The organism is Streptomyces sp. Mut1 (assembly GCF_030719295.1).
Classification (GTDB): Bacteria; Actinomycetota; Actinomycetes; order Streptomycetales; family Streptomycetaceae; genus Streptomyces; species Streptomyces castrisilvae.
In genome coordinates this window covers 240,359-266,081 of the sequence record NZ_CP120997.1, presented here as the reverse complement: position 1 = coordinate 266,081, position 25,723 = coordinate 240,359, and the positions used below count along the sequence as shown (strand labels likewise).

Below are 25,723 nucleotides of genomic sequence, written 5' to 3'. Positions count from 1 at the left end.
TTCAGCGTCGAAGGAGTTCGCAAGATGACCACCACACTCTCGGAACGGATCTCCCAGTCCGCCTTCGACGGATCCAGGCTGCGCGTCGTGCTGCTGCTGGACCTGCACGACGGCGCCCAGACGCAGTTCCTGGAGGCGTACGAGCACATGCGCAACCAGGTCGCCTCCATCCCCGGACACATCAGCGACCAGCTGTGCCAGTCCATCGAGAACCCCTCGCAGTGGCTGATCACCAGCGAGTGGGAGAGCGCGCCGCCCTTCCTCGCCTGGGTCAACAGCGAGGAGCACGTCGCCACCGTCCAGCCCCTGCACAGCTGCGTGCGCGACACCCGTTCGCTGCGCTTCAGCGTCCTGCGCGAGACCGGCAAGGGCTTCGAGACCGTGCCCGACCCGCTCAAGGGCGGCCTCCAGACCTCACCGCGCCTCGGCGACGGCGTCGTACGCCACGCCCTCACCTTCACCGTCAGGCCCGGCACCGAGGACATCGTCGCCGGGCTCCTGGCCGACTACGAGTCGCCCCGCTCGCGCGTCGACGACCACACCCGGCTGCGCCGCACCTCGCTGTTCATGCACGGCAACCGGGTGGTGCGCGCCGTCGAGGTCGAGGGCGACCTCATGGCCGCGCTGCGCCACGTCTCGCGCCAGCCCGAGATCCGCGCCGTCGAGGAGGCCATCAACCCCTACCTCGAACAGGACCGGGACCTCGCCGACCCCGACTCCGCCCGGATGTTCTTCACCCGCGCGGCCCTGCCCACCGTCCACCACGTCTCGGCCGGCCGCCACGCCCCCGAGGAACTGCGCCGGCACGCCGTGTTCTACCAGGCCAAGGAGGGCTGCGGGATGGCCCTGGCCCGGCTGCTGGCCGGTCACGACGAGGAGGCCGCCGACGACTCGGCCAGCCCCATCGACAGCAGCACCATCTTCCAGCGCGACGACGTCGTGGTCCGCCTCCTGGAGGCGAGCGGCCCGCTCGACGCGCAGCCCGCCCAGGCGCTCGGCATCCACGGTCCCGACAAGGCGGCCAGGCTGGCCCGCCTCCTGGACGGGGACGCGAACGTCGTGCCGGCCACCGACCAGGACGCCGCACGCTTCCTCGCCCGGTCCGAGATGCGGCTGATCACCGACCGGCGGGCCGCGGATTCCTGACCCGCGCACCGGGACCCGGGGGGCTCTCGCTCGACCCGTCACCACAACGCGCCCAGCGCCCAGGAGGAAACCAGTCATGACCACGCACCGGCCACGCATCGTGGACCTCAGTGAGACCCAGCCCAACCGCAGGCGCGGAGGCGACCTGCGCGCCCTGCTCACCCCGACCGCGGTGGGCGCCACCAGCGGCTTCATGGGCCTGGCCATCGTCGAGCCCGGCGACCGCATCGGCGAGCACTACCACCCGTACTCGGAGGAGTTCGTCTACGTCGTGCAGGGGCTCCTGGAGGTCGACCTGGACGGTGAGACGCACGCGATGCGCCCCGACCAGGGGCTGCTGATCCCGCCGCACGTGCGCCACCGCTTCCGCAACGTCGGCGACACCGAGGCGCGCATGGTCTTCCACCTCGGACCGCTCGCCCCCCGCCCGGAACTCGGCCACGTCGACACCGAGGTGACCGAGACCGCCGAGCGCGGCGCGCCGCCAGAACGAACCGAGGCCGCCTCATGACCCGGCGCGTGGCGGTCACCGGAGTCGGCGTCGTCGCCCCGGGCTCCATCGGGACCCCCGCCTTCTGGGACCTCCTCTCCAACGGCCGCACCGCGACCCGGGGCATCACCCTCTTCGACCCGGCGGGCTTCCGCTCCCGGATCGCCGCCGAGTGCGACTTCGACCCGGCCGCCCACGGACTGGACGACGAGGAGACCGCCCGCGCGGACCGGTACGTGCAGTTCGCGATGGTCGCCGCCCGCGAGGCACTGGCCGACGCCGGTCTCGACACCGAGCGGACCGACCCCTGGCGGATGGGCGTCTCCCTCGGCACGGCCGTCGGCGGAACCACCCGGCTGGAGCACGACTACGTCGCCGTCAGCGAGAGCGGGGCGCGCTGGGACGTCGACCACCGCCGGGCCGGAAACCACCTGGAACGCGCCTTCTCACCCAGCTCACTGGCCTCGGCCGTGGCCGAGCAGGTCGGCGCGCACGGCCCCGTGCAGACCGTCTCCACCGGCTGCACCTCCGGACTCGACGCCATCGGCTACGCCTTCCACTCCATCGAGGAGGGCCGGGTCGACGTCTGTATCGCGGGCGCCTCCGACTCGCCGATCACCCCGATCACGGTCGCCTGCTTCGACGCGATCAAGGCGACCTCGCCCAACAACGAGGACCCGGAGCACGCCTCCCGGCCCTTCGACTCGCGCCGCGACGGCTTCGTGATGGGCGAGGGCGGGGCCGTCCTCGTCCTGGAGGAGCTGGAACACGCCCGCGCCCGCGGGGCGACGGTGTACTGCGAGATCGCGGGCTACGCCACCTTCGGCAACGCGTACCACATGACCGGGCTGACCCCCGAGGGCCTGGAGATGGCCGAGGCCATCGACCGGGCGCTCGGCCACGCCCGGATCGCCCCGCAGGACATCGACTACGTCAACGCGCACGGCTCCGGCACCAAGCAGAACGACCGGCACGAGACCGCCGCGGTGAAGCGGGCGCTCGGTGCGCACGCCCACAAGGTGCCGATGAGCTCCATCAAGTCGATGGTGGGCCACTCCCTCGGCGCGATCGGGGCGATAGAGATCGCCGCCTGCGTCCTGGCCCTGGTCAACCAGACGGTGCCGCCGACGGCGAACTACGAGTCCCCGGACCCCGAGTGCGACCTCGACTACGTGCCGCGCACCGCCCGCCCCCTGAAGCTGCGCAGCGTCCTGTCGGTGGGCAGCGGATTCGGCGGCTTCCAGTCCGCGGTGGCCCTGACCCGAACCGGTGGGAGGACACCATGAGCACGCGAGAGGCCCGGCGCACCGTTGTCACCGGCATCGGCGTCGTCGCACCCAACGGCACGAGCACCGAAGCCTTCTGGAAGCGGACGCAGGAAGGCATGAGCGTCCTGGACCGGGTCACCCGCGAAGGGTGCGAGAACCTGCCGCTGCACATCGCCGGCGAGGTCCGCGGTTTCGACCCGGTCGCGCTCATCGAGGAGCGCTACCTCGTCCAGACCGACCGGTTCACGCACTTCGCGATGGCCGCCGCCGACATGGCCCTGGACGACGCCCGGCTGGGCCGCGCCGACTACGAGGACCGGCCGTTCGGCGTGGGCGTGGTCACGGCGGCCGGCTCCGGCGGCGGCGAGTTCGGCCAGCGCGAACTGCAACGGCTCTGGGGCCAGGGCTCCACGTACGTCGGCCCCTACCAGTCGATCGCCTGGTTCTACGCGGCGAGCACCGGGCAGATCTCCATCCGCGGCGGCTTCAAGGGGCCGTGCGCGGTGGTGGCCAGCGACGAGGCGGGCGGCCTCGACGCACTGGCACACGCCGACCGGTCCGTCCGGCGCGGCACCGACGCCGTGGTGGTCGGTGCGGCCGAGGCCCCGCTCGCGCCCTACTCCGTGGTCTGCCAGCTCGGCTACCGCGACCTGAGCGCCTGCGAGGACCCGACCCGCGCCTACCGCCCGTTCACCGCGGACGCCTGCGGATTCGTGCCCGCCGAGGGCGGCGCGATGTTCGTGGTCGAGGAGGAGACGACGGCGCGCGAGCGCGGCGCCCGGATCAGGGCCGAGATCGCGGGCCACGCCGCCACCTTCACCACCGCGGCGCACTGGGAGGAGTCCCGCGCGGGCCTCGCCCACGCCATCGAGGGCGCGCTGCGGGAAGCCGGCTGCGCCCCCGAGGAGGTCGACGTGGTCTTCGCGGACGCGCTCGGCTCACCTGCCGCCGACCGGGCCGAGGCGCTGGCCCTGGCCGACGCCCTCGGCCCGCACAGCCGGCGCGTCCCGGTGACCGCCCCCAAGACCGGCACCGGCCGCGCCTACTGCGGGGCCCCCGTCCTGGACGCGGCGGCCGCCGTCCTGTCCATGGAAAACGGCCTCGTCCCGCCCACACCCAACGTCTTCGAGGTCTGCCACGACCTCGACGTCGTCACCGGACGCGCCCGCACCGCCGAACTGCGCACGGCGCTCGTGCTCAGCCGCGGCCTCATGGGATCGAACGCGGCGATGGTGCTGCGCCGCCCCGCGTGAGCCCCGACCACCCTCGTGAGAAGGAGAAGTCCCTCATGACCGACCGACTGACGTACGAAGAACTCGCCGCCCTGATGAAGAAGGGCGCCGGGCTCTCCGTCGACCCCCGGGAGATGGAGAACCGCTCCGGCACCCCCTTCGACGAGTTCGGCCTCGACTCCCTGGGCCTGCTCGGCATCGTCGGCGTACTGGAGAACCGGCACGGGCAGCCGCTGCCGGCCGACGCGGACCGTTGCAAGACGCCCCGCGAGTTCCTCGACCTCGTCAACAACAGCCTCATGACAGGAGCCTGACGTGTCCGGACACACCGAGAACGAGATCGTCATCGCCGCCCCCCTGGACCTCGTCTGGGACATGACGAACGACCTGGAGAACTGGCCCCGCCTGTTCAGCGAGTACGCCGCGGTCGACGTAATGGAGCGGGACGGGGAGCGCACCACCTTCCGTCTGACGATGAAGCCCGACGAGAACGGCAAGGTGTGGAGCTGGGTCTCCGAGCGCACCACCGACCGCCCCGGGCGCACCGTGCGGGCCCGCCGCGTCGAGCCCGGACCGTTCCAGCACATGGACATCCGGTGGGAGTACTCCGAGGTGCCCGGCGGCACCCGCATGCACTGGACGCAGGACTTCGCGATGCGCCCCGACGCGCCGGTCGACGACGCCTGGATGACCGACAACATCAACCGGAACTCCAAGGTCCAGATGGCGCTGATCCGGGACAGGATCGAGCAGCGTGACCGCGAGAGCCGCTCCGCGGCCGTCCCGGCCAACTGACCCACCGTCGCAGGCCGGCCCACCCGGCCTCCCGGCCGGGTCCCGGTCCGGGGTACCAGAGAGGCACCGCCCGATGCACCACGCTCTGATCGTCGCCCGGATGGCGCCGGGTTCGGCCCCGGACATCGCGGAGCTGTTCGCCGCGTCCGACAGCAGTGAACTGCCGCACCTGGTCGGCGTCACCCGGCGCAAGCTGTTCCAGTTCGGTGACGTCTACCTGCACATGATCGAGTCCGAGCGCCCGCCGGGCCCGGAGATCGCCAAGGTCACCGAGCACCCGCGGTTCAGGGACATCAGCGAACGGCTCACCGCCTTCGTCAGCCCCTACGACCCGCAGACCTGGCGGGGGCCGAAGGACGCGATGGCCCAGGAGTTCTACCGCTGGGAGCGCGACACCACCGCGTGACCGACGACGACCGCCCCGGTCCCGGCCGCAAGCCGGAACCGGGGCGGTTCGCGTATCCGCCCGGCGGAGGGGCTCAGTCCGGCACCACGCACTCGAACGCGTGGAGATACGGGTTGACCGGCCGGATCTGGCCGATCCGCAGCCCCGCCTCGGACAGCCGGTCCACCAGGCTCTGCCGGGTGTGCTTGGCGCCGCCCACGTTCAGGAGCAGCAGCAGGTCCATGGCGGTGGTGAACCGCATCGAGGGGGTGTCGTCGACGAGGTTCTCGATGACCACGACCCGGGCGCCCGGACGGGCCGCCGCGACGACGGAGCGCAGCGCCCGGCGGGTGCTGTCGTCGTCCCACTCCAGGATGTTCTTGATGATGTAGAGGTCGGCGGCCACCGGGATGCCCTCGCGGCAGTCCCCGGCCACGATGGTCGCCCGCCCGGCCAGGGCGCCGTCCTCCCGCAGCCGCTGGTCGGCCCGGAGGATCACCCCCGGCAGGTCCATCAGGGTGCCGCTGACCGACGGGTGCTTCTCCAGCAGGCTCGCCAGCACGTGCCCCTGGCCGCCGCCGATGTCGGCGACCACCGAGACACCCGTGAGGTCGAGCAGGGCGGCGACATCCAGCGCCGACTGCACGCTGGAGGTGGTCATCGCCCGGTTGAACACCTGGGCCGACTCGTGGGCATCCTGGTGCAGGTAGTCGAAGAACTCCTTGCCGAACGTCTCCTCGAAGACGTTGCCGCCGGAGCGGACCGCGTCCTCCAGCCGGGGCCAGACCTCCCACGTCCAGGGCTCCGTGCACCACAGCGAGATGGCCCGCAGGCTGTCCGGGTCGTCCTCCCGCAGCAGCCGGGACATGTCGGTGTGCGCGAAGGTGCCGTCGGCGTGCTCCGTGAAGACGCCGTAGCAGGCCAGCGCCCGCAGGAGCCGCCGCAGCGGCCCGGCCTCGGTGTTCACCGCCGCCGCGAGCCGCTCCACGGTCTCGGGCGTCTCGCCCAGTGCGTCGGCGACACCCAGCCGGGCGGCGGCGCGCACGGCGGCGGACCTGGCCGCGCCGAACACGATCTCGCGCAGCCGCATGGCGGGCTGCGGGGTGGGAAGGGGCTGGACGGGAGTGGTGCCGGGGGTGGTGCTCACGGTGGTCATGCCGTCTCGCTTCTCCTCGTACGGGGGGACACCGGTCAGCACATTCCGGCCGGTGCGGAGGTCGTGCAGACATTGCCGGTGAACCGGTTGCCCGTGCCGGTGTCCCGGTCGGCCAGGTCCGCCGGCCGGTTGCCGAGGACCACGTTGCCGCTGACGGTGTTGTCGGTGTTCTTCGCGCCCACGAAGCTCTTGAAGAGCACGACGCCGCCGGACAGCGGTGTCTCGCCCACGTTGTCGCGGATCACGTTGGACCGCACCTCGGTGGACTCGGCGCCGGTCAGGACGATCCCGGAACCCTGGATCGCGGGCAGCCGGTCCGTGGCGGCGCAGAACTTGTTGTTCCCGGTGATCCGGTTGGAGCGCAGACTCATGGCGCCGGCCTGCGGGGTCCCCTCGTCGCCCACGACGAACACGCCGCTGCAGTTGGCGGTGAAGGTGTTGTCGCGCACCGACAGATTGCGCACCCGCCGCGCGGTGAACCCGATGCGGTTGTCGGTCAGGGTGTTGCCCCGGACCCGGGTGCCGCCGGTGTCGGTGGCCCCGCCCTCCTCGTCGACGCTGTTGGCGACGAAGATGCCCGCGTCACCGTTGGAGCGGGCGGTGCTGTCCCGGATGTCGGAGCGGGTGGAGCGCTGCTCGGCGATGCCCCAGACGCCGTTGGCGTCGGCGGTCACCGCCCGGACGTCCAGCCGGTCCGTCCAGGAGGCCCAGACGCCGCTGCGGGCGAACCCGGTGACACGCAGGGACCTCACGGACACGCCGTCGACGGTGCCCTTCGCCGTACCCAGGACGCAGATGCCGTTCCCCGCCCGCGCACAGGCGTTGTCCTGCTCCGCCCGGCCGGCGGCGGGCGTGATGACGGTCCGGTCCCCGTAGCCCCGCAGGGTCAGACCGGGCTTGGTGATCACCACGCTCTCGCGGTAGGTGCCGGGCCGGACGACGATGGTGTCCCCGGGCCGCGCGGCGTCCACCGCCGCCTGGATGGACTGCCCCGGCGCCACCACGTGACCGCCCGCCGCGGCGGCCGGGACGGCCGGTGCCGCCGCGCCCAGTCCGGCGGCCGATGCGGCTGCGATGCTCACGAGGCGTGTGATGTGTCGTTTCCTCATGAGCCGAAGCTATGGGCGATCCCCCTCGCGTGCCACGTACGGTAAGCGGTTGGACGCGGGGCGTGCCCGAATGGCTCACGCCCCGGGCCCGCCCCCGCCTCGGCCGCGGGCCCCGGACCGTCCACTCGGGTGACCCGGGCCCGCCCGCCCGCGCCCGCCTCAGTCCTCGGCCGAACGGGCGGTGGTGAGCACGGAGCGGGCCCACCGGTAGTCCGCCTTGCCGCTGGGGGAGCGCCGGATCCGCGGGGCGATCACCAGGTGCCGGGGGATCTTGTACCCGGCCAGCCGGGTGCGGCAGTGCGCCTGTACGTCGTCGAGCGAGAGCGCCCCGGCCCCCTCCCGTACCTGCACCACCGCCGCGACCCGGTTGCCCCAGCGCGCGTCGGGGGCGCCCGCGACCAGCGCGTCGTACACGTCCGGATGGGCCTTGAGCGCCTGCTCGACCTCCTCCGGATACACCTTCTCGCCCCCGGTGTTGATGCACTGCGAACCCCGGCCCAGCACCGTGACGATGCCCTCGGCGTCGACGGTCGCCATGTCCCCGAGCAGCACCCACCGCTCCTCGCCCCTGCGGAAGAACGTCTGCGCCGTCTTGTCCGGGTCGTTGTAGTAGCCGAGCGGCACGTGGCCGCGCTGCGCGATCCGGCCGGGCTCGCCGGGGGCCACCGGCTCGTGCGTCGCCGGGTCGACCACCGTCGTACGGGAGTTGACCCGCAGCCGGAAGCCGTTGTCCGGACCGGAGTCGTCGGTCGCGGTGCCGTTGAAGCCGGACTCGGAGGAGCCGAAGTTGTTCAGCAGCATCACATGGGGGACCAGCGCCTGGAATTCCGCCCGCACCGAGTCCGACATGATCGCGCCCGAGCTGGAGACCGAGAACAGCGCCGAGCAGTCGGTGCCCTTCATGGGGCCCTTCAACGCGTCGATCAGCGGCCGCAGCATCGCGTCGCCGACCAGCGACACGCTGGTCACCTTCTCCTTCTCGATCGTACGGAGCACCTCGTGCGGCACGAACTTGCGGTGCAGCACGACCCGCTGCCCGAAGCCGAAGGCGATGAACGCGGTGAGCGTCGAGGTGCCGTGCATCAGCGGGGGAGTGGGGAAGAAGGTGATGCCCTCCCCGCCGGCCGCCACCCGCTCGGCCAGCTCCTCGGGCCGCTTCACCGGCTCGCCGGTCGGCGCGCCGCCGCCCAGCCCGGAGAAGAACAGGTCCTCCTGGCGCCACATCACCCCCTTGGGCATGCCCGTGGTGCCGCCGGTGTAGATGATGAACCGGTCGTCCGCCGACCGGGGCCCGAAACCGCGTCCGGGGTCCCCGGACGCCTCGGCGGCGGTGAACGCGACGGCGTCCGTGGCGGCCCCGGCCCCGGCCGGCGGGCCCACCCGCACCAGGTGGCGCAGGGCCGGAGCCTGCGGGGCGGCGGCCGCGACGCGCTCCTCGAACTCGCCGTCGTAGACCAGCGCGGCCAGATCGGCGTCGCGGTAGAGGTAGACCAACTCCTCCTCCACGTACCGGTAGTTGACGTTGACCGGGACGATGCGCGCCTTCAGGCAGGCCAGCACCGTCTGGAGGTACTCGACGCCGTTGTACAGGTGCAGCCCCAGATGCTCGCCCGGGGCGATGCCGGTGGTGACCAGGTGATGGGCGATCCGGTTCGCGGCGGCGTCGAGCTGTGCGTAGGTGAGCCTGCGCTCGGCACCCGTACCGGGGTGGCCGACGTGGACGAGCGCCTCGCGGTCCGGGACGGCGTCGACCACCGACTCGAACAGGTCGGCAAGGTTGTACTCCACCGTTCCTCCTGACCCCGGCTGCTGAGTGACCCGGCGGTCATTAGAGCGCCGACCGGCACAAGTGGGAAGGGGGTCCGGCCAAGAAAACTGACTGACTGTCAGAAAACTATTGAACTGCCCACCCGTCTACTGCAACCTGTTCTGGGCCGTGTCCGCGAAGCCGCGTCGTACGCCCGCGGGCCGGGCGGGACTTCGAGGACAGGGCCCAGCCCCGAGACGGGAGACGAACCATGGCCGGTACGGAACACCTCACCGTGCGGCGCGAAGGCGCCACACTCGTGCTCACCCTGAACAGGCCCGAGAGCAAGAACGCGCTCTCATTGCCGATGCTCGTCGGGCTCCACGACGGCTGGCTCGCGGCGGACGAGGACGACGAGATCCGCTCCGTCGTCCTCACCGGCGCGGGCGGCTGCTTCTGTGCCGGTATGGACCTCAAGGCGCTCGCCGGAGACGGCATGGCGGGCGAGCGCTACCGGGACCGGATGAAGGCCGACCCCGACCTGCACTGGAAGGCCATGCTGCGCCACCACCGCCCGCGCAAACCCGTCATCGCCGCCGTCGAGGGCCACTGCGTCGCCGGCGGCACCGAGATCCTCCAGGGCACCGACATCCGCATCGCCGGCGAGAACGCCGTCTTCGGCCTCTTCGAGGTCCGCCGCGGCCTCTTCCCCATCGGCGGCTCGACCGTCCGGCTGCCCCGCCAGATCGCCCGCACCCACGCCCTCGAAATGCTGCTCACCGGCCGCCCCTACAGCGCCGGCGAGGCAGCCGCGATCGGGCTGATCGGCCGCGTCGTCCCCGACGGCACCGCCCTGGACGCCGCCCTCGCCGTCGCCGAACAGATCAACGCCTGCGGCCCGCTCGCCGTCGAGGAGGTCAAGGCGTCGGTGTACGAGACGGCCGAGATGACCGAGACGGAGGGCCTCGCCGCCGAACTGAAGCGCGGCCGGCCCGTCTTCGCCACCGCCGACGCCAAGGAGGGCGCCCGCGCCTTCGCCGAGAAGCGCCCGCCCGTCTACCGGCGGCTCTGAAACCAGGAGGCAACCGTGCCCGACATCCTCAGCGCTCCGCTGGTGGTCGAATTCCCCTTCACCCGCTCCCTCGGCCCCGTCCAGAGCGCCTTCCTCACCGGGCTGCGCGAGCGCACCCTGCTCGGCGTCCGCACCGCCGACGGCAGGACCCTCGTCCCGCCCGTCGAGTACGACCCCGTCACCGCCGAGGAGATCCGCGACCTGGTCGAGGTCGCCCCCACCGGCACGGTCACCACCTGGGCCTGGAACCCCGAGCCCCGCCGCGACCAGCCCCTGGACACCCCCTTCGCCTGGGTCCTCGTACGGCTCGACGGCGCCGACACCGCACTCCTGCACGTCCTGGACGCACCCGGCCCCGACGCCGTGCGCACCGGGATGCGGGTACGCGTCCGCTGGGCCCAGGACCGCACCGGCGCCATCACGGACATCGCCTGCTTCGAACCGCACGACGGCGAAACGGGCACGCCCGCCCCGCACGACGGCACGTTCGCCGACCCCGTCACCGGCATCGTCACACCCGCCCGACTCGACTACACCTACTCACCCGGACGCGCCCAGAGCGCCTACCTCGAAGCGCTCGAAGGCCGGCGCGTCGTCGGTGAACGCTGCCCCTCCTGCCGCAAGGTGTACGTCCCGCCGCGCGGCGCCTGTCCCACCTGCGGGGTCGCCACCGCCGAACGCGTCGAGGTCGGGCCGCGCGGCACGGTCACCACCTTCTGCGTCGTCAACATCAAGGCGAAGAACCTCGACATCGAGGTCCCCTACGTCTACGCGCACATCGCCCTGGACGGCGCCGACCTCGCCCTGCACGCCCGCATCGGCGGCATCCCGTACGACCAGGTGCGGATGGGGCTGCGCGTCGAACCGGTGTGGTCCGAGGGCAGTCGCCACCCCGACCACTACCGGCCGGCCGGCGAGCCCGACGCCGACTACGACACGTACAGGGAGCTGGTCTAGATGCGGGACGTAGCCATCGTCGCGTTCGCACAGAGCGACCATCTGCGGCGCACCGACGAACTCTCCGAAGTCGAGATGCTGATGCCCGTCCTGCACCAGGTCCTCGACGCGACCGGGCTCAGGACCGGCGACATCGGCTTCACCTGCTCCGGCTCCAGCGACTACCTCGCGGGCCGCGCCTTCTCCTTCACCATGGCCCTGGACGGGGTCGGCGCCCACCCGCCGATCTCCGAGTCCCACGTGGAGGCGGACGGAGCCTGGGCCCTGTACGAGGCCTGGGTGAAGATCCAGACCGGTGAGGCGGACACCGCGCTCGTCTACGCGTACGGGAAGTCCTCGCCCGGCCAGGTCCGCGACGTCCTCACCCGCCAGCTCGACCCGTACTACACCGCCCCGCTCTGGCCCGACTCCGTCGCCGTCGCCGCGCTCCAGGCACAGGCCCTCATCGACGCCGGCGACACCGACGAGGCCGCGCTCGCCGCCATCGCCACCCGCAGCCGGCGTGACGCCGAAGCCAACCCGCACGCCCAGCTCAGCGGCCCCGTGCCGGCCGGCGACTATCTCGTCCGGCCGCTGCGTACCGGCGACTGCCCGCCCGTCGGTGACGGAGCGGCCGCCGTGATCCTCGCCGCCGGGGACACCGCCCGCGCCCTGTGCGAGCGGCCCGCCTGGATCCGCGGCATCGACCACCGCATCGAGGCCCACGGCCTCGGCGTGCGCGAGCTCACCGAGTCACCCTCGACCCGCCTCGCCGCCGAACGGGCCGGGGTCTTCGACCGGCCCGTCGACACCGCCGAACTGCACGCCCCCTTCACCTCCCAGGAAGTGGTGCTGCGCAAGGCGCTCGGGCTCGGCGACGACGTCCGGGTCAACCCGTCGGGCGGCGCGCTCGCCGCCAACCCGCTGATGGCGGCCGGGCTGATCCGCCTCGGCGAGGCCGCCGCCCGCATCCACAGCGGGGCTTCCCACCGCGCCCTCGCCCACGCCACATCCGGGCCCTGCCTCCAGCAGAACCTGGTCGCCGTACTCGAAGGGGAGAGCGCACATGCCTAAGGAGCCCGTGGCCGTCGTCGGCATCGGCCAGACCAAGCACGTCGCCGCCCGCCGCGACGTCTCCCTCGCCGGACTCGTCCGCGAAGCAGCCCTGCGCGCCCTCCAGGACGCGGCCCTGACCTGGGCGGACATCGACGCCGTCGTCATCGGCAAGGCACCCGACTTCTTCGAGGGCGTCATGATGCCGGAGCTCTACCTCGCCGACGCCCTCGGCGCGGTCGGCAAACCCATGCTCCGGGTCCACACCGCGGGATCGGTCGGCGGTTCGACCGCGCTCGTCGCCGCCAACCTCGTCGCCGCCCGGGTCCACCGTACCGTCCTCACCCTGGCCTTCGAGAAGCAGTCGGAGTCCAACGCGATGTGGGGCCTGTCGCTGCCCATCCCGTTCCAGCAGCCGCTGCTGGCCGGTGCGGGCGGCTTCTTCGCCCCCCACGTGCGCGCCTACATGCGCCGGACCGGCGCCCCGGACACGGTCGGCTCCCTCGTCGCGTACAAGGACCGGCGCAACGCCCTGAAGAACCCGTACGCACACATCCACGACCCCGGCATCACCCTGGAGAAGGTCCAGGCCGCACCCATGCTCTGGGACCCCGTCCGCTACTCCGAGACCTGCCCGTCCTCCGACGGCGCCTGCGCGATGATCCTCACCGACCGCACGGGGGCGGCGCGTTCACCGCATCCGCCGGCCTGGATGCACGGCGGAGCGATGCGCAGCGAACCCACCCTCTTCGCCGGCAAGGACTTCGTCTCGCCCCGGGCCGGCCGGGACTGCGCCGCCGATGTGTACCGGCAGGCCAAAATCAGCGACCCGCGCCGGGAGATCGACGCCGTCGAGATGTACGTGCCGTTCTCCTGGTACGAGCCGATGTGGCTGGAGAACCTCGGATTCGCCGCCGAGGGAGAGGGCTGGAAACTCACCGAGGCCGGCGCCACCGAACTCGACGGCGACCTCCCGGTGAACCCCTCGGGCGGTGTGCTGTCCGCCAACCCCATCGGCGCCTCCGGCATGATCCGGTTCGCCGAGGCGGCGCTCCAGGTGCGCGGGCAGGCGGGCGAGCACCAGGTGGACGGCGTACGACGCGCGCTCGGCCACGCCTACGGCGGCGGGGCGCAGTTCTTCTCCATGTGGCTCGTGGGCGCCGAACCACCGCCCGGCTGACCCGGACCCGCCGGGCGCGCGGCCGAGGCCCATGGCTGCCCCGATCCGTGCTGGTGAGGGAGGTCACCCGCCCGGCCGGGCGGCCGCCGCGCCCGCGTCGCACGCCACCACGAGCGGCGCCGCACCCCGTGGGTAGCGTGGTGGGGGTGACAGCCGAGAAAGACCTCCGAGTCCTGCTGAGCAACCTGCGCCCCGAGCTGCGTCCGGGCCGCTACGTCTACGCGACCGCGCCCGACGGTGTCCTGCCCGGCGCCGTCGCACCCGTCGTCACCGTCCGGGAGACCGAGGGGCTCACCCTGGTGCTCCCCGAGGCGGAGGCCGCGGCGGCCGGGCTGCCCTACACCTATGCGGCGGGCTGGATCACCCTGCGGGTGCACTCGGCACTGGAGGCCGTGGGACTGACCGCGGCCGTCTCGCTCGCCCTCACCGACGCCGGGATCAGCTGCAACGTGGTGGCGGGCTTCCACCACGACCACCTCTTCGTGCCCTACGAACGGGCCGCCGAAGCCGTCACCGTACTGGAACGGCTGGCGGCGGAGTCACACACCGGGTGACGGCGCGACCGCGTACGGCACACCACCGCGCACCGGGGTGGTGTGCCACGGCCGCGGTGCCTCCCCGGGCCCGGCTCGGCGAGGTGAGCCAGGACACGTAACATGTCTGCATGTCCTTCCTCCGCCGCCGTAGTGCCGCCACGCCCGCGGGCCCCGACTTCGACGTCCTGGCCATGGACCCCGGTGACTGGCCCGGAAACCTCGGTGCCGGGTTGCTGCCCGCCCCCGACGGCAGCTGTCAGGGTGTGTTCCTGCGCTACGACCTCTTCGGCGGCCGCGGCCCCGCGATGATCATCGGCAACCTGCCGGAGGGCTCGCCCGCGCGCGAGACCGAGGAGGGGCAGGTCCCCTTCGAGGTGGCCCAGCTGCTCCTCGCCCTGGAGAACGACGAACCGGTCGAGGTCACCGGCACCGAGGACATGCCCGTGATGCAGGGCGACAACCTGCTCATCGTGCGCCGCGTGAAGCTCTCCGAAAGCCGGATCTCCTGCGTCCAGTTCGACCGCAGCGACGGTGTGCTCGTCACCATCGCCAGCTGGGACCGGCCGATCACGGACGACCTCTACACCCTCCTGAAGCCGCTGCCCGCCGAACTCTTCCAGCAGGGCTGACCCGGTCGCCGTCACCGGGCCGCCCGGCCCGGTGATCCCACTTCTGTCCAACTGCACGCGGCCTCTGTCCAAGAGGCCGCTTTGTCATGTGCCTTGTCCGGTCAGTCATCGGACGTCTAGCGTCATCCGGCATGACATCCGGGATGACGCGACGCACCACAGTGAAGACGGTCATGGGGGCAACCAGTGCGCTGGCGCTGGGAGTTCCCACACTTTCCGGCACCGCGGCCGCTGCCGGTACCTCCGATGAATCAGGGAACCGGCGGCGAGCCGACGAGCCGCTGCCGGACCCGGTGCTCCACTACCGCGCCCCCGCCGCCGACTGGGAGCGGGAGACCCTGCCCATCGGCTGCGGAGCCCTCGGCGCGAACATCTGGGGCACGCTCGCCTCCGAACGCCTCACCTTCAACGAGAAGACCCTGTGGACCGGCGGACCGGGCTCCGCCGAGGGATACGACTTCGGCAACTGGACCGCCCCCAGACCCGGCGCCCTGGACGGTGTGCGCGAACGCCTCGACGCCGAGGGGTCCCTCGCCCCCGACGAGGTGGCCGCCGCGCTCGGCCAGGCCCGCCGCGGCTACGGCGCCTACCAGGTCTTCGGGGAGCTGCGGCTCGACATCCCCGGCGCACCGGCCGCCCCAGACGCCTCCTACCGGCGCTCCCTGGACCTGCGCACCGCGCTCGCCACCGTCACCTACACCCAGGACGGGACCGTCCACACCCGGGAGTACTTCGCCTCCCACCCCGGCGCCGTCATCGGCGGGCGGCTCACCGCGGACCGCCCCGGACAGGTCGCCTTCACCCTGCGCCACACCTCGCCGCGCGACGACTTCACGGCCACCGCGAGCGGCGACCGGCTCACCGTGCGCGGCGCCCTGGACGACAACGGCCTGCGCTTCGAGGCCCAGATCCGGGTCCGCACCACCTCGGGCACGGTCACCGCCGGCGCCGACGGCAGTCTCACGGTCGCCGGAGCCGACCAGGCCTGGTTCTTCCTGGCAGCCGGCACCGACTACGCGGACACCTACCCCGGCTACCGCGGCGAGGACCCGCACGCCAGGGTCACCGCGGCCGTCGACACGGCCGCCGCGACCTCGTACGAGGAGGTCCGGGCCGCCCATACCGGCGACCACAGCGCCCTGTTCGACCGGGTGGTGCTCGACGTCGGCCAGCAGCTCCCCGACCTGCCCACCGACCAGCTCCTCAGCGGGTACACGGGCGGCCCCGGCGCCGCCGACCGGGCCCTGGAAGCGCTCTTCTTCCAGTACGGCCGCTACCTGCTGATCGCCTCCTCGCGGGCCGGGTCACTGCCCGCCAACCTCCAGGGCGTCTGGAACAACTCCACCACCCCGCCGTGGTCGGCCGACTACCACAGCAACATCAACCTCCAGATGAACTACTGGCCGGCCGAGGTCACCAACCTCGCCGAGACCACCGCCCCCTACGACCGCTACGTCCAGGCCATGCGCGAACCCGGCCGGCGAACGGCGAAGGAGATGTTCGGCACCGCCGGCTGGGTCGTGCACAACGAGACCAACCCCTACGGTTTCACCGGCGTCCACGACTGGTCCACCGCCTTCTGGTTCCCCGAGGCCGCCGCCTGGCTCACCCAGCAGATGTACGAGCACTACCGCTTCAGCGGCTCCACCGACTACCTGCGCTCCACCGCCTACCCGGCGATGAAGGAGGCCGCGGAATTCTGGCTGGCCAACCTGCGCACCGACCCGCGCGACGGCCTCCTCGTCGTCACCCCCAGCTACTCGCCCGAGCACGGGGACTTCACCGCCGGGGCCGCGATGTCCCAGCAGATCGTCCACGACCTGCTCACCAGCACCTTGGAGGCCGCCCGCACCCTCGGCGACGCACCCGCCTTCCGCAGCCGGCTCGAAACCGCACTGGACCGCCTCGACCCCGGACTGCGGACCGGGTCCTGGGGCCAGCTCCAGGAGTGGAAGACCGACCTGGACGACCCGGCGGACACCCACCGCCACGTCTCGCACCTCTTCGCCCTCCACCCCGGCCGCCGGATCGAACCCGGCACCGCCTGGGCGAAGGCCGCCGAGGTCACGCTCGGCGCCCGGGGCGACGGGGGCACCGGCTGGTCCAAGGCCTGGAAGATCAATTTCTGGGCCCGGCTGCGGGACGGCGACCATGCCCACAAGATGCTCGCGGAGCAGCTCAAGGACTCCACGCTGCCCAACCTCTGGGACACCCACCCCCCGTTCCAGGTCGACGGCAACTTCGGTGCCACCGCGGGCATGGCCGAGATGCTGCTCCAGAGCGGGCAGGACACCATCGACATCCTCCCCGCCCTCCCGGCCGGCTGGCCGGACGGATCGGTGCGCGGACTGCGCGCACGGGGAGGATTCACCGTCGATATCGAGTGGGCCCGGGGCGCGGCCCGCCGTGCGGTGATCACGGCGAGCCGCACCCGGGCAGCGACCGTCCGCTCCACGCTGTTCGCGAGCGGCGAGAAGGTCATCAGGGCCCGCGCCGGACAGCGCTACACGCTGACCCCGGACAGCTGACCCGACAGCTGACCGAACAGCGCCGCCACCTGCGCCGACGAAGTGCCGAGCCCCGTGGGACCGCTCAGGTGCCACGGGGCGCCGGTGCCGCGCCGCAGATCCTCCTCGCGGTAGCGCCGGCAGCCCCGGTGCCAGATCAGAATGCCCGCGAGCCAGTGCTTCAGCTCCTGCACATAGCCGGCGAGGGTCTCCCGCGCCTCGGCGTCGAGCTCGAAATCGTCGTACAGGACGGGCAGTTCGTGCTCGGCGACATGGAGGAACTGCCGCAGCCGCGACTTCATCAGGTCGTACAGGATCGCCATCCCCGTCGGGTAGTCCACCCCGAAGAAGTTCTGCACCACCAGCACACCGTTGTGCACCTCACCCTCGTACTCGATCTCCTTCTGGTACGAGAAGAGATCGTTCAGCAGGGCCGCGTAGTCGGCGGCCGCGTTCTCCAGGGAGCGCAGCGGACCGCTCTCGTAGATCTCCTGCGGCACTTTCCTGCCGTGCCCGACCCGGCACAGGCTCATCGTCAGATCCGAGCCGAACGTCATACGCCGCATCTCGACGTAGTCCACCGGGTCGGGAATCCGGTTCTGCGCCTGGTTCGCCAGCTCCCACAGCCAGCTCTCCGTCATGTCCTCCACCGACTTGCGGAACGCCCGCCTGCCGGCGTCGTCCATCGGCCCGGCGGTGCGTTGCCACAGATCGCCCAGCCCGCGCTCCAGCGCGTTGACGGGCTCCGGCGGAGCGCTCCCGTCCAGCGGCATGAACAGCGACAGGCGCTCATTGGCCAGCCGGGCCCCCGCCAGGTCCCGGCTCCGCCCGTGGACCACCGGGAACCAGTCGTCGCCGTACGTTCCCCAGGCCAGCCACCCCGACGACAGATCGAGCTCGTCCGGCGTCGCGTCCGGGTGGATACCGGCCGCGCACAGCGGCAGGTCGATCGCCCGCAGCCGTTCCTCGTCCCAGATGTGCGAACCGGGCACCCCGGGCTGCGGCTGAAGGATGCCCATCCGGTCGGCCCAGACGACCATCCGCTCCCTGGCCCCCTCCAGATGCGGGCTGAGCGTCGTGCCGAACGGCAGGTCGAAGTCGGGCAGCAGGGACGGGCCCACGTGCTGGTAGGGCACATGGCTGTGGTCACGCAGCCTGGCGGACTCCGAGCGGCGGGTGAACCGGATGGACGCCGCCGCCATCCCGAAGCCCGGCTCGGCCCCGGCGGCCCCGCCGTCGTTCATGTAGCGGCTGGAGCGCATGTGCCACTCGTGGCCGCCGGACTGCCAGTCCTGGAGGCCCTTGACGTACGCGAGCACCGCCGCCGTCCGCGCCGGGTCCAGGCCCTTCGCCGCGCACAGGGGACCCAGCTCGGTCAGGGCCGTGTTCTCGAACTGCTGGAGCCGGGACGTCAGCAGATCGTTCACCGCCTCGGCCGCCTCCTGCGTCGAGCAGTCGAGGAAGCGCTCCAGGACCAGCACGCCATTGCTGTTCTCGCCCTCGTCCTCCACCTCGCGCTGGTAGGAGAAGAGGTCGTTGCGCAGATGGACACCGTCGGAGAACGCGTCGCGCAGCACCCGTAGCGCCCGCTCGTCGGCCACCGCCTCCGGTACCTCGGCCCCCGCCGCGTACTCCACCAGACCCGCCGACCAGGGGGCCCCGCCCACCTTGCGGCGCATCTCGATGTACTCGACGGGGTTCGCGATGCGGCCCTCGTTGATGTTGGCGAGCTCCCACAGCGACTCGTTGAGCAGGTTTCTCGTCGACTCCGCGAACCGGACCCGCCACGCGTCCGACATCGCCGGCACCGTCCGCGCCCACAGGTCCGCGAGCCCCGCCTCGACCGGATTCTCCGGCTCGGGCGTCGGCGCGCCGCGCTCCATCGGCATGAACGCGGGCAGCCGGTCCAGGTAGCGCTTGCCGCCCTCCCGGTCCGGGGTGCGCTTGAACAACTCCAGGAAGTGGTCGTCGAAGAAGAAGACCCACACGTACCAGTCCGTGACGAGCGACAGCGCCTCGGCCGAGCAGTCGGGATGGGTGTACGCGCACAACAGCGCGTAGTCGTGGGCTTCGAGGTCCTTCTCCTCCCAGATACCGGACCCCTCCAGCATCCCTATGGCCCGCGCCCACGTCCTCGTGTGCTGTCGGGCCTCCTCCACATGGGGATTGAGACGCGCCGGATACGGAACATAGAAATCCGGCAGGGTGAACGGCTGAGGCATGTGCGTCCGGCCTTTCCGAGAGCCACCGCGTGAACGTCACGCGTATCGGTCCTGTCGGCGCCAGCACTACCCTTCGGCCGTTCGGGGCACGCACACCCGCAATTAGTCACACCGCAGAGCGCCCGTTCGAGGGACACGGGGACGAGCCCCGCCCCTCGTAAAACCCCGGTAACGCGCCACCGTCAGACACCCGGAGCTCGCCGCCCTTCGCAGGTCACAGGCCCTGTCAGTGGTCTGGTCCAGTGGCTCAACACACGGCGTCCGTTTCGCTCTTGACGCCCCTTCACCTCAGGTCACAGAGTGTGCGCGCACCACCAACAGCGGGATCGGAACATGCACGCATCTCGAAACGCACGGCTCCGGAGCACCAGGCTCGACGAAGGGTTGTCATGACGTCCAAGCAGAGGACCAGGCTCGCACTCGCCTTCACCACCGCCGGAGCGCTCAGCCTCGCGCTGCTCAGCCCCGCCGCACAGGCCGGCGCCGACGGCGTGCGGCCCGAGTGCCCGCGCGGCCTCGCCTGCGACTGGGTCCCCGCCGCCTACCAGCAGACCGGCGACCCGGCCGACAAGGAGACGTACGGCAACTACGACACCGCGGACCGGCCGCACAGCAACAAGATCAAATTCATCGTGCTGCACGACACCGAAGAGGACTTCGACACCACGCTGAAGATCTTCCAGAACCCGCTGAAGCAGACCTCCGCCCACTACGTGGTGCGGTCCGCCGACGGGCACGTCACGCAGATGGTGAAGAACAAGGACGTCGCCTGGCAGGCCGGGAACTGGTACGTCAACAGCCACTCCATCGGCATCGAGCAGGAAGGCGTGGCCGTCGAGGGGGCCACGTGGTACACCCCCGAGATGTACCGCTCGACCGCCGCCCTCGTGCGCTACCTCGCCGCCAAGTACGACATCCCACTGGACCGCCAGCACATCATCGGCCACGACGGCGTCCCGCCCACCAGCGCCGCCGGCACCCAGAACATGCACTGGGACCCGGGCACCTACTGGGACTGGAACCGCTTCATGGCGCTCCTCGGGAAGCCCACCGTGCCCACCGCCCGCAAGAACAGCCGACTGGTCACCGTCAGCCCCGCGTTCAAGCAGAACAAGCAGGCCTTCCGCGACTGCGAGAAGAACGTCGACCTCCCGGTCCAGGGGTCCAGCGCCGTCCCGCTGCACACGGCGCCCTCCGACGACGCGCCCCTCTTCTCCGACCCCGGCGTCCACCCCGACGGATCGCCCGGCACCAACTGCGCCGCGGACTGGGGCAGCAAGATCAGCGCCACCCAGCAAGCCGTCGTGGCCGGCCACGCACCCGGCTGGACGGCGATCTGGTGGTACGGCGAGAAGGCCTGGTTCCGCACGCCCGCCCACACCCGCACCACCACCCCCACCTCCGGCTATGTCGTACGCCCGAAGGCGGGCAGGGCCGAGGTGCCGGTGTACGGGGTGGCGTACCCGGAGAAGTCCGAGTACCCGGCCGACTTCGCGGACCAGCGGGTGGGAGCGCCGCTCCAGTACACCATCAAGGCCGGCCAGTCCTACCCCGGCGGCGGCCAGGCCCCCACCGGCTTCTTCTACGCGCCGACGATCGACGCCTCCTACCCCCTGGACCACGCCTACTTCCAGGGCGGGCAGAAGTACGTGACCGTCCAGATCGGCCACCGCGTCGCCTTCGTGAAGGCATCCGACGTAAACATCGTCCGCGCGCGCTGAGACGGGCGAAGCGGGCGGGAACACACAACAGCGCGCCGCGGACCCGGTGTGTCGGCACCGGACCCGCGGCGCGCCCCGTGGGGCGGGTCAGCGTGTGCCGACCGCTGCCCGCACGGCGCTCCGGGCCATCGCACAGTCGTCGTGCAGGCGGCGCAGCAGGAGCCGCTGCTCCTCGCCGGGCGACAGCGCGCCCGGCCGGTCGTGCCCCGCCCGGGCGGGACCGGGGTCCCGCATGGCCCGCTGCACAGCCGTCTCGTACGTGCGGATCTCCCGGGTGAGCACGAGCATCAGATTCACCAGGAACGCGTCCCGCGCCGCCGGGCCCGCCAGCTGGGCCAGCTTGCTGATCTCGCGCCGGGCCACCGGCGCGTCGCCCAGTACGGTCCACAGCGTCGCCAGGTCGTAGCCCGGCAGATACCAGCCCGCGTGCTCCCAGTCCACCAGCACCGGACCGGTGGGCGACAGCAGGATGTTGGAGAGCAGCGCGTCCCCGTGACAGAACTGCCTCATGCCGTGCCGGCCCCCCGCGTGCGCGAGGCCGTGCAGCAGCTTCTGCAGATCACCCAGGTCCCGGTCGGTGAAGAGGCCCAGCTCATGGAAGCGGGTGATCCGCGCGGCGTAGTCCAGCGGCTTGTCGAACAGACCCGTCGGCGGACGCCAGGCGTTGACCCGGGCGATCGCCCCGAGCACCGCCCGCAGATCCGCCCGGGGCGGCGCCTCGGACGGATGCCGGGTCAGCGCCGCCACCCGGCCGGGCATCCGCTCGATGACCAGGGTGCAGTTCTCGGGGTCGGCGGCGATGAGCCGGGGAGCCCGGACCGGCGGACGGTGCCGGACGAACGCCCGGTATGCCGCTATTTCGTGCCTGAATCGCTCCGACCACTCGGGGGAGTGGTCCAGTAAGCACTTGGCGACCGCCGTCGCCCGCCCCGTCGAGCCGACGAGCAGCACCGAACGCCCGCTGCGCCGCAGCACCTGCACCGGGTTGAACTCCGGGCAGATCCGGTGCACCGACGCGATCACCATCCGCAGCTGGGCGCCCTGCGGGCCCGACAGGTCCAGCCGCCCGCTGAGCGAGGGGGTACCCGGCCCCGCCGCGCGCCTGGGCCGGCCGATGCCGGGCGCCGGGACGGTGGCGCGGGGGTCGAGGTACGGTCCGCCGCCCGCTCCGATGGGACGCAGCGGCCGGGGCGGGGCGGACACGGAGGACGATGCTGTGTACATGGGCGAGACAGATCCCTTCGCGCGCCGACAAGTTGCGTGCGCCGCCCCGGCCGGCGGCCGTTCGGCACCCTGGGGAGTACCTAGGGCTGCCGGGCGGGGTTGCGCTTTCCTACCTGACACCGGCGCGCGGGTAGTGGACCATCTGGCGCACCCTGGCGAACCCTGGCGAATAGTCGCACGGCATCTGACGCGGGGTTACTGTCAACACAGCCGAGAACCTGGGGGCTTGACGTGACCGGAGAACCCAACACCCGCCTGTCCGACCTGTTCGGCCTAGCCGGCTGGTCCAAGGGCGAACTCGCGAGAATGGTGAACCGGAAGGCGGCGGCCATGGGCCACCCGCAACTGGCCACCGACACCTCGCGCGTGAGGCGCTGGATCGACATGGGGGAGTCCCCCCGTGATCCCGTGCCCAGGGTGCTGGCGGCCCTGTTCACCGAGCGGCTCGGCCGTGTCGTGACCATCGAGGACCTCGGGTTCGGCCGGCGCGGGCGTGTGGGGAAGCGGCGAGAGGCCGGGACGCAGGACAATCCCGACCAACTCCCGTGGGCGCCCGAGCGGACGGCAGCGGTCCTCACCGAATTCACGGGAATGGACCTTATGCTCAACCGACGCGGCTTGGTGGGCGCGGGCGCCGCGCTCGCCGCCGGCTCCACCATCGCCGGCCCCATGCACGACTGGCTGCACACCGACCCCGTACTGGCCGCCGACGCCCCTCGCGCCGGCGATCCCGTACACGCGGACCCCGCCGGCTTCGACCGGTACGAGGCCGCTCCCATCGGCTCCGAGGAGATCGAGGCGCTGGAGCGGTCCGTGGAGGTGTTCCGGGCCTGGGACGCCTCCCGGGGCGGCGGTCTCCAGCGCAAGGCGGTGGTGGGCCAGCTCAACGAGGTGGGCGGCATGCTCGCCTACCGCCACCCCGACCATCTCCAGAAGCGCCTGTGGGGCGTGGCCGCCAACCTCGCCGTGCTCGCGGGATGGATGTCCCACGACGTCGGCCTCGAACCCACCGCCCAGAAGTACTTCGTCATCGCCGCGCACGCGGCGCGTGAGGGCGGCGACCGCCCGCGCGCGGGCGAGGCACTGTCCCGCGCGGCCCGTCAGATGGTCCACCTGGGCCGCCCCGACGACGCGCTGGACCTGATGAAGCTCGCCAAGTCCGGCTCGGGCGAGAACGTCCTGCCGCGCACCCAGGCGATGCTGTACACCATCGAGGCGTGGGCGCAGGCGTCCATGGGCCGGGGCCAGGCCATGCGGCGCACCCTCGGCCGGGCCGAGGAGCTGTTCGTCTCGGACAAGAGCGACGTGCCGCCGCCCAGTTGGATGCAGATGTTTGACGAGGCCGACATGCACGGCATGCAGGCCCTGGCCTTCCGCACGCTCGCCGAGCACGATCCGTCGGCGGCGACCATCGCCCAGCGTCACGCGAAGCAGGCGCTCGAACTGCGGGTCAACGGGCGCCAGCGGTCCAAGATCTTCGACTACATCTCGCTCGCCTCGGCCTGCTTCATCGCCGACGACCCGGAACAGGCCGACCGCTACGCGCGGCTCGCCCTGGTCACGATGGGGGAGACCTCCTCCCACCGGACCTGGGACCGGTTGCGCGAGATGTACCGGCTGACCGGGCAGTTCGCGGGCTACGCCAAGATCGAGGACCTGCGCCAGGAGATCCAGCTCTCGCTCCCCCAGAAGAACCGCGTGGTGAAACCGAGGAGTGCGGAGATCTGATGAGCTCCGGGGCCGGATGAGTCCCGCAGGTCCATGAACGACGCGAGCTGATCCGTCGGCGCCTCGGCGAGGTCCGCCGCTGATTCGCTATGCCCCGATGCGGGCGATCAGCACACCCGCGTCGTCCAGTCGCTCGGCCCCGCCGAACTCCTCGACGACGGCCCGGACGCACTCCTGCGCCGAACGGGCCCGGCTGAAGCGTGGTGCAAGGGCGAGCAGCGTCCGAGTGCCCGGGTGCGCGCCGCCGCGCCCGTCGGCCCTGTCCCGGGCCAGTCCGTCGGTGTGCAGCACCAGCACGTCGCCGGGCAGCAGGCGCACGTCGTCCTGCTCGTAGGCGACTTCGGAGGCCGCTCCGAGCAGCACTCCGTCCGGTGGGGGGAGCGGGCGCCCGGTCCCGTCGCGGAAGAGCAGTGGCGCGGGATGCCCGGCCTGTGCCCAGTCGAGGGTGCGTGTCTCCGGGTCGAAGCGGCAGCACACGGCACTGCCCAGAGCGGGCTGAATGGAGGTTTCCAGCAACTGATTGAGGTGGCCCATCAGGGCCCCGGGCTCGATGCCGGCCACCGCCATGCCGCGCAGGGCGCCCAGGACCACTGCCATCGCGGAGGTGGCCTGGATGCCGTGGCCGGTCAGATCGCCGACGGTGAGCAGGGTCCTGCCGTCCGGCAGTTCCATCGCGTCGTACCAGCCGCCGCCGACCAGGGCGCTCGTCTCCGACGGGAGGTAGTGGGCGGCGATGTCCAGGGTGCCGGGGCCGTGGTCCGGGAGCCGCAGGGAGCTCTGCCACGGGGGGAGCACGGCCTCCTTCAGCTCCACCGCGATCCGGCGCTCGGCCCTGGCGATGTGCTGTTCGCGCCGCAGGGAGTCGTGCGTGCGGCGCACCACTTGCTGGCTGCGCCGCAGTGCGCTGACGTCCCGGATGACCGCCCACATGGATGCGGTGCAGCCGTCCGTGTCGAGCACGGGTTCGCCCGTCATGTGCAGGGTGCGGATGCGCCCGTCGGTGTGCGTGATGCGGAACTCGCCGTCTATCGGCTTGCCGTCCACCAGGCAGTCCGTCACGAGCGCGGTGAGTAAGGGCTGGTCCTCGGGGAGCAGCGTCGACGGCAGGTCGTCCAGCGACAGACCGCCCGCCTCCGGGGCACGGCCGAAGATTCCGAACAGCTCGTCGGACCAGCTGACCGCGTCGGTCAGCAGATTCCATTCGGCGCTGCCCACCCGGCCGATGAGGGAGCCGGCGGGCTCGTCGGCGGCGTCCTCCTCGCTCGTACGCGCGGGCGGGCCGGCGCATTCCGCGGGCAGGCCCTCCTTGAGCTGTCCGAGGTGGGTGCCGAGATCGTCGAGGTGGTGGACCGCCAGGTCGCAGAGCGCGCGCTGCCAGCGCATCTGCGGATCGTCCTCGTCGATGCGCACGGCATCGCGCCGCACCGCGTCCACATCGCCGCGCAGTCGACGCGTCCGATGGATCAACGCATCGACGGCATCGCGCTCGGGCGGCTGGGGGGCGGGGCGGTCCGCGGAGAGGGGGGACGGCATGTCGTACTCCGATACAGGGCGGCACAACCAGTTCTGAAGGGTGGACCGCATACG

The 25,723-nt window shown here is 71.9% G+C and carries 22 protein-coding genes; 16 read left to right on the top strand and 6 right to left on the bottom strand.

Annotated elements, in window-relative coordinates:
- Positions 1–24 precede the first annotated feature (24 nt).
- The 7 genes from P8A18_RS01020 to P8A18_RS00990 all read left to right on the top strand — a co-directional run bounded on the left by P8A18_RS01020 (position 25) and on the right by P8A18_RS00990 (position 5,337).
- Positions 25–1,146 (top strand): SchA/CurD-like domain-containing protein, encoded by a 1,122-nt coding sequence (locus P8A18_RS01020; RefSeq protein WP_306050819.1) that lies wholly within the window; start codon positions 25–27, stop codon positions 1,144–1,146.
- A gap of 76 nt (positions 1,147–1,222) precedes the next feature.
- Positions 1,223–1,657, top strand: a complete 435-nt coding sequence (locus P8A18_RS01015) for a cupin domain-containing protein (protein WP_018550719.1) — start codon at positions 1,223–1,225, stop codon at positions 1,655–1,657.
- Positions 1,654–2,922: a beta-ketoacyl-[acyl-carrier-protein] synthase family protein gene (locus P8A18_RS01010; RefSeq protein ID WP_306050818.1), complete on the top strand. Its 1,269-nt coding sequence runs from the start codon at positions 1,654–1,656 to the stop codon at positions 2,920–2,922. Before P8A18_RS01015 ends, P8A18_RS01010 begins: the two co-directional genes overlap by 4 nt.
- Entirely contained in the window at positions 2,919–4,157 is a 1,239-nt protein-coding gene (locus tag P8A18_RS01005) for a beta-ketoacyl synthase N-terminal-like domain-containing protein (protein WP_306050816.1), read from the top strand. The genes P8A18_RS01010 and P8A18_RS01005 overlap by 4 nt, the downstream gene beginning before the upstream one ends.
- A gap of 35 nt (positions 4,158–4,192) precedes the next feature.
- Positions 4,193–4,450, top strand: coding sequence for an acyl carrier protein (locus tag P8A18_RS01000; protein ID WP_018550722.1), 258 nt, complete (start codon positions 4,193–4,195; stop codon positions 4,448–4,450).
- Between the two features lies 1 nt (position 4,451).
- On the top strand, positions 4,452–4,931 hold the full coding sequence (locus tag P8A18_RS00995; protein WP_306050813.1) for an SRPBCC family protein: 480 nt from the start codon (positions 4,452–4,454) through the stop codon (positions 4,929–4,931).
- 73 nt (positions 4,932–5,004) lie between these two features.
- Positions 5,005–5,337, top strand: coding sequence for a TcmI family type II polyketide cyclase (locus P8A18_RS00990; RefSeq protein WP_306050811.1), 333 nt, complete (start codon positions 5,005–5,007; stop codon positions 5,335–5,337).
- A 73-nt stretch (positions 5,338–5,410) separates the two neighbouring features.
- Here P8A18_RS00990 and P8A18_RS00985 read toward each other — a convergent pair whose 3' ends face one another.
- The 3 genes from P8A18_RS00985 to P8A18_RS00975 form a co-directional block, all read right to left on the bottom strand.
- Positions 5,411–6,472 carry a methyltransferase gene (locus P8A18_RS00985; RefSeq protein ID WP_306050809.1) on the bottom strand — a complete coding sequence of 354 codons (1,062 nt, stop codon included), beginning with the start codon at positions 6,470–6,472 and terminating at the stop codon, positions 5,411–5,413.
- Positions 6,473–6,507: 35 nt separating this feature from the next.
- On the bottom strand, positions 6,508–7,581 hold the full coding sequence (locus tag P8A18_RS00980) for a right-handed parallel beta-helix repeat-containing protein (RefSeq protein ID WP_306050807.1): 1,074 nt from the start codon (positions 7,579–7,581) through the stop codon (positions 6,508–6,510).
- A 159-nt stretch (positions 7,582–7,740) separates the two neighbouring features.
- The gene (locus P8A18_RS00975) at positions 7,741–9,369 is read right to left on the bottom strand and encodes an acyl-CoA synthetase (RefSeq protein ID WP_306050804.1); all 1,629 of its coding nucleotides are present in this window, start codon (positions 9,367–9,369) and stop codon (positions 7,741–7,743) included.
- A 230-nt stretch (positions 9,370–9,599) separates the two neighbouring features.
- On the opposite strand from P8A18_RS00975, the gene P8A18_RS00970 reads away from it, so the two are divergent.
- The 7 genes from P8A18_RS00970 (at position 9,600) to P8A18_RS00940 (ending at position 17,262) form a co-directional block, all read left to right on the top strand.
- The gene (locus tag P8A18_RS00970) at positions 9,600–10,400 is read left to right on the top strand and encodes a crotonase/enoyl-CoA hydratase family protein (RefSeq protein ID WP_371933627.1); all 801 of its coding nucleotides are present in this window, start codon (positions 9,600–9,602) and stop codon (positions 10,398–10,400) included.
- Positions 10,401–10,415: 15 nt separating this feature from the next.
- Positions 10,416–11,357: a Zn-ribbon domain-containing OB-fold protein gene (locus P8A18_RS00965; RefSeq protein WP_306050802.1), complete on the top strand. Its 942-nt coding sequence runs from the start codon at positions 10,416–10,418 to the stop codon at positions 11,355–11,357.
- On the top strand, positions 11,358–12,410 hold the full coding sequence (locus P8A18_RS00960; RefSeq protein ID WP_306050800.1) for a thiolase family protein: 1,053 nt from the start codon (positions 11,358–11,360) through the stop codon (positions 12,408–12,410).
- On the top strand, positions 12,403–13,569 hold the full coding sequence (locus tag P8A18_RS00955) for a thiolase family protein (RefSeq protein ID WP_306050799.1): 1,167 nt from the start codon (positions 12,403–12,405) through the stop codon (positions 13,567–13,569). The genes P8A18_RS00960 and P8A18_RS00955 overlap by 8 nt, the downstream gene beginning before the upstream one ends.
- A 146-nt stretch (positions 13,570–13,715) precedes the next feature.
- Positions 13,716–14,123, top strand: a complete 408-nt coding sequence (locus P8A18_RS00950; RefSeq protein WP_306050797.1) for an ACT domain-containing protein — start codon at positions 13,716–13,718, stop codon at positions 14,121–14,123.
- A 110-nt stretch (positions 14,124–14,233) separates the two neighbouring features.
- A complete protein-coding gene (locus P8A18_RS00945) occupies positions 14,234–14,734 on the top strand; it encodes a hypothetical protein (RefSeq protein WP_018550733.1) in 501 nt (166 codons plus the stop codon).
- 293 nt (positions 14,735–15,027) lie between these two features.
- Positions 15,028–17,262 carry a glycoside hydrolase family 95 protein gene (locus P8A18_RS00940; protein WP_306060613.1) on the top strand — a complete coding sequence of 745 codons (2,235 nt, stop codon included), beginning with the start codon at positions 15,028–15,030 and terminating at the stop codon, positions 17,260–17,262.
- Here P8A18_RS00940 and P8A18_RS00935 read toward each other — a convergent pair.
- Positions 17,238–19,463, bottom strand: coding sequence for a terpene synthase family protein (locus P8A18_RS00935; RefSeq protein WP_306050792.1), 2,226 nt, complete (start codon positions 19,461–19,463; stop codon positions 17,238–17,240). The two genes, P8A18_RS00940 and P8A18_RS00935, sit on opposite strands and share 25 nt — an antisense overlap.
- Positions 19,464–19,852: 389 nt before the next feature.
- Between P8A18_RS00935 and P8A18_RS00930 the strand changes: the two genes are divergently transcribed.
- Positions 19,853–21,184, top strand: a complete 1,332-nt coding sequence (locus P8A18_RS00930; protein ID WP_306050790.1) for an N-acetylmuramoyl-L-alanine amidase — start codon at positions 19,853–19,855, stop codon at positions 21,182–21,184.
- 87 nt (positions 21,185–21,271) lie between these two features.
- Here P8A18_RS00930 and P8A18_RS00925 read toward each other — a convergent pair whose 3' ends face one another.
- Positions 21,272–22,408: an aminoglycoside phosphotransferase family protein gene (locus tag P8A18_RS00925; RefSeq protein ID WP_306050788.1), complete on the bottom strand. Its 1,137-nt coding sequence runs from the start codon at positions 22,406–22,408 to the stop codon at positions 21,272–21,274.
- A gap of 231 nt (positions 22,409–22,639) precedes the next feature.
- On the opposite strand from P8A18_RS00925, the gene P8A18_RS00920 reads away from it, so the two are divergent.
- Positions 22,640–24,136 (top strand): DNA-binding protein NsdB, encoded by a 1,497-nt coding sequence (locus tag P8A18_RS00920; RefSeq protein WP_306050786.1) that lies wholly within the window; start codon positions 22,640–22,642, stop codon positions 24,134–24,136.
- An 87-nt stretch (positions 24,137–24,223) separates the two neighbouring features.
- Here P8A18_RS00920 and P8A18_RS00915 read toward each other — a convergent pair whose 3' ends face one another.
- Positions 24,224–25,669 carry a PP2C family protein-serine/threonine phosphatase gene (locus P8A18_RS00915; RefSeq protein ID WP_306050784.1) on the bottom strand — a complete coding sequence of 482 codons (1,446 nt, stop codon included), beginning with the start codon at positions 25,667–25,669 and terminating at the stop codon, positions 24,224–24,226.
- Between the last annotated feature and the right edge of the window lie 54 nt (positions 25,670–25,723).

Bases quoted from the DNA above. Each gene is read 5' to 3' on its own strand.
- P8A18_RS00930 (WP_306050790.1), top strand. From the start codon at position 19,853: ATGACGTCCAAGCAGAGGACCAGGCTCGCACTCGCCTTCACCACCGCC.
- P8A18_RS01000 (WP_018550722.1), top strand. From the start codon at position 4,193: ATGACCGACCGACTGACGTACGAAGAACTCGCCGCCCTGATGAAGAAG.
- P8A18_RS00945 (WP_018550733.1), top strand. From the start codon at position 14,234: ATGTCCTTCCTCCGCCGCCGTAGTGCCGCCACGCCCGCGGGCCCCGAC.
- P8A18_RS00990 (WP_306050811.1), top strand. From the start codon at position 5,005: ATGCACCACGCTCTGATCGTCGCCCGGATGGCGCCGGGTTCGGCCCCG.
- P8A18_RS01005 (WP_306050816.1), top strand. From the start codon at position 2,919: ATGAGCACGCGAGAGGCCCGGCGCACCGTTGTCACCGGCATCGGCGTC.
- P8A18_RS00985 (WP_306050809.1), bottom strand. From the start codon at position 6,472: ATGACCACCGTGAGCACCACCCCCGGCACCACTCCCGTCCAGCCCCTT.
- P8A18_RS01010 (WP_306050818.1), top strand. From the start codon at position 1,654: ATGACCCGGCGCGTGGCGGTCACCGGAGTCGGCGTCGTCGCCCCGGGC.
- P8A18_RS00980 (WP_306050807.1), bottom strand. From the start codon at position 7,581: ATGAGGAAACGACACATCACACGCCTCGTGAGCATCGCAGCCGCATCG.
- P8A18_RS00960 (WP_306050800.1), top strand. From the start codon at position 11,358: ATGCGGGACGTAGCCATCGTCGCGTTCGCACAGAGCGACCATCTGCGG.
- P8A18_RS00915 (WP_306050784.1), bottom strand. From the start codon at position 25,669: ATGCCGTCCCCCCTCTCCGCGGACCGCCCCGCCCCCCAGCCGCCCGAG.
- P8A18_RS00935 (WP_306050792.1), bottom strand. From the start codon at position 19,463: ATGCCTCAGCCGTTCACCCTGCCGGATTTCTATGTTCCGTATCCGGCG.
- P8A18_RS01020 (WP_306050819.1), top strand. From the start codon at position 25: ATGACCACCACACTCTCGGAACGGATCTCCCAGTCCGCCTTCGACGGA.
- P8A18_RS00925 (WP_306050788.1), bottom strand. From the start codon at position 22,408: ATGTACACAGCATCGTCCTCCGTGTCCGCCCCGCCCCGGCCGCTGCGT.
- P8A18_RS00970 (WP_371933627.1), top strand. From the start codon at position 9,600: ATGGCCGGTACGGAACACCTCACCGTGCGGCGCGAAGGCGCCACACTC.
- P8A18_RS00955 (WP_306050799.1), top strand. From the start codon at position 12,403: ATGCCTAAGGAGCCCGTGGCCGTCGTCGGCATCGGCCAGACCAAGCAC.
- P8A18_RS01015 (WP_018550719.1), top strand. From the start codon at position 1,223: ATGACCACGCACCGGCCACGCATCGTGGACCTCAGTGAGACCCAGCCC.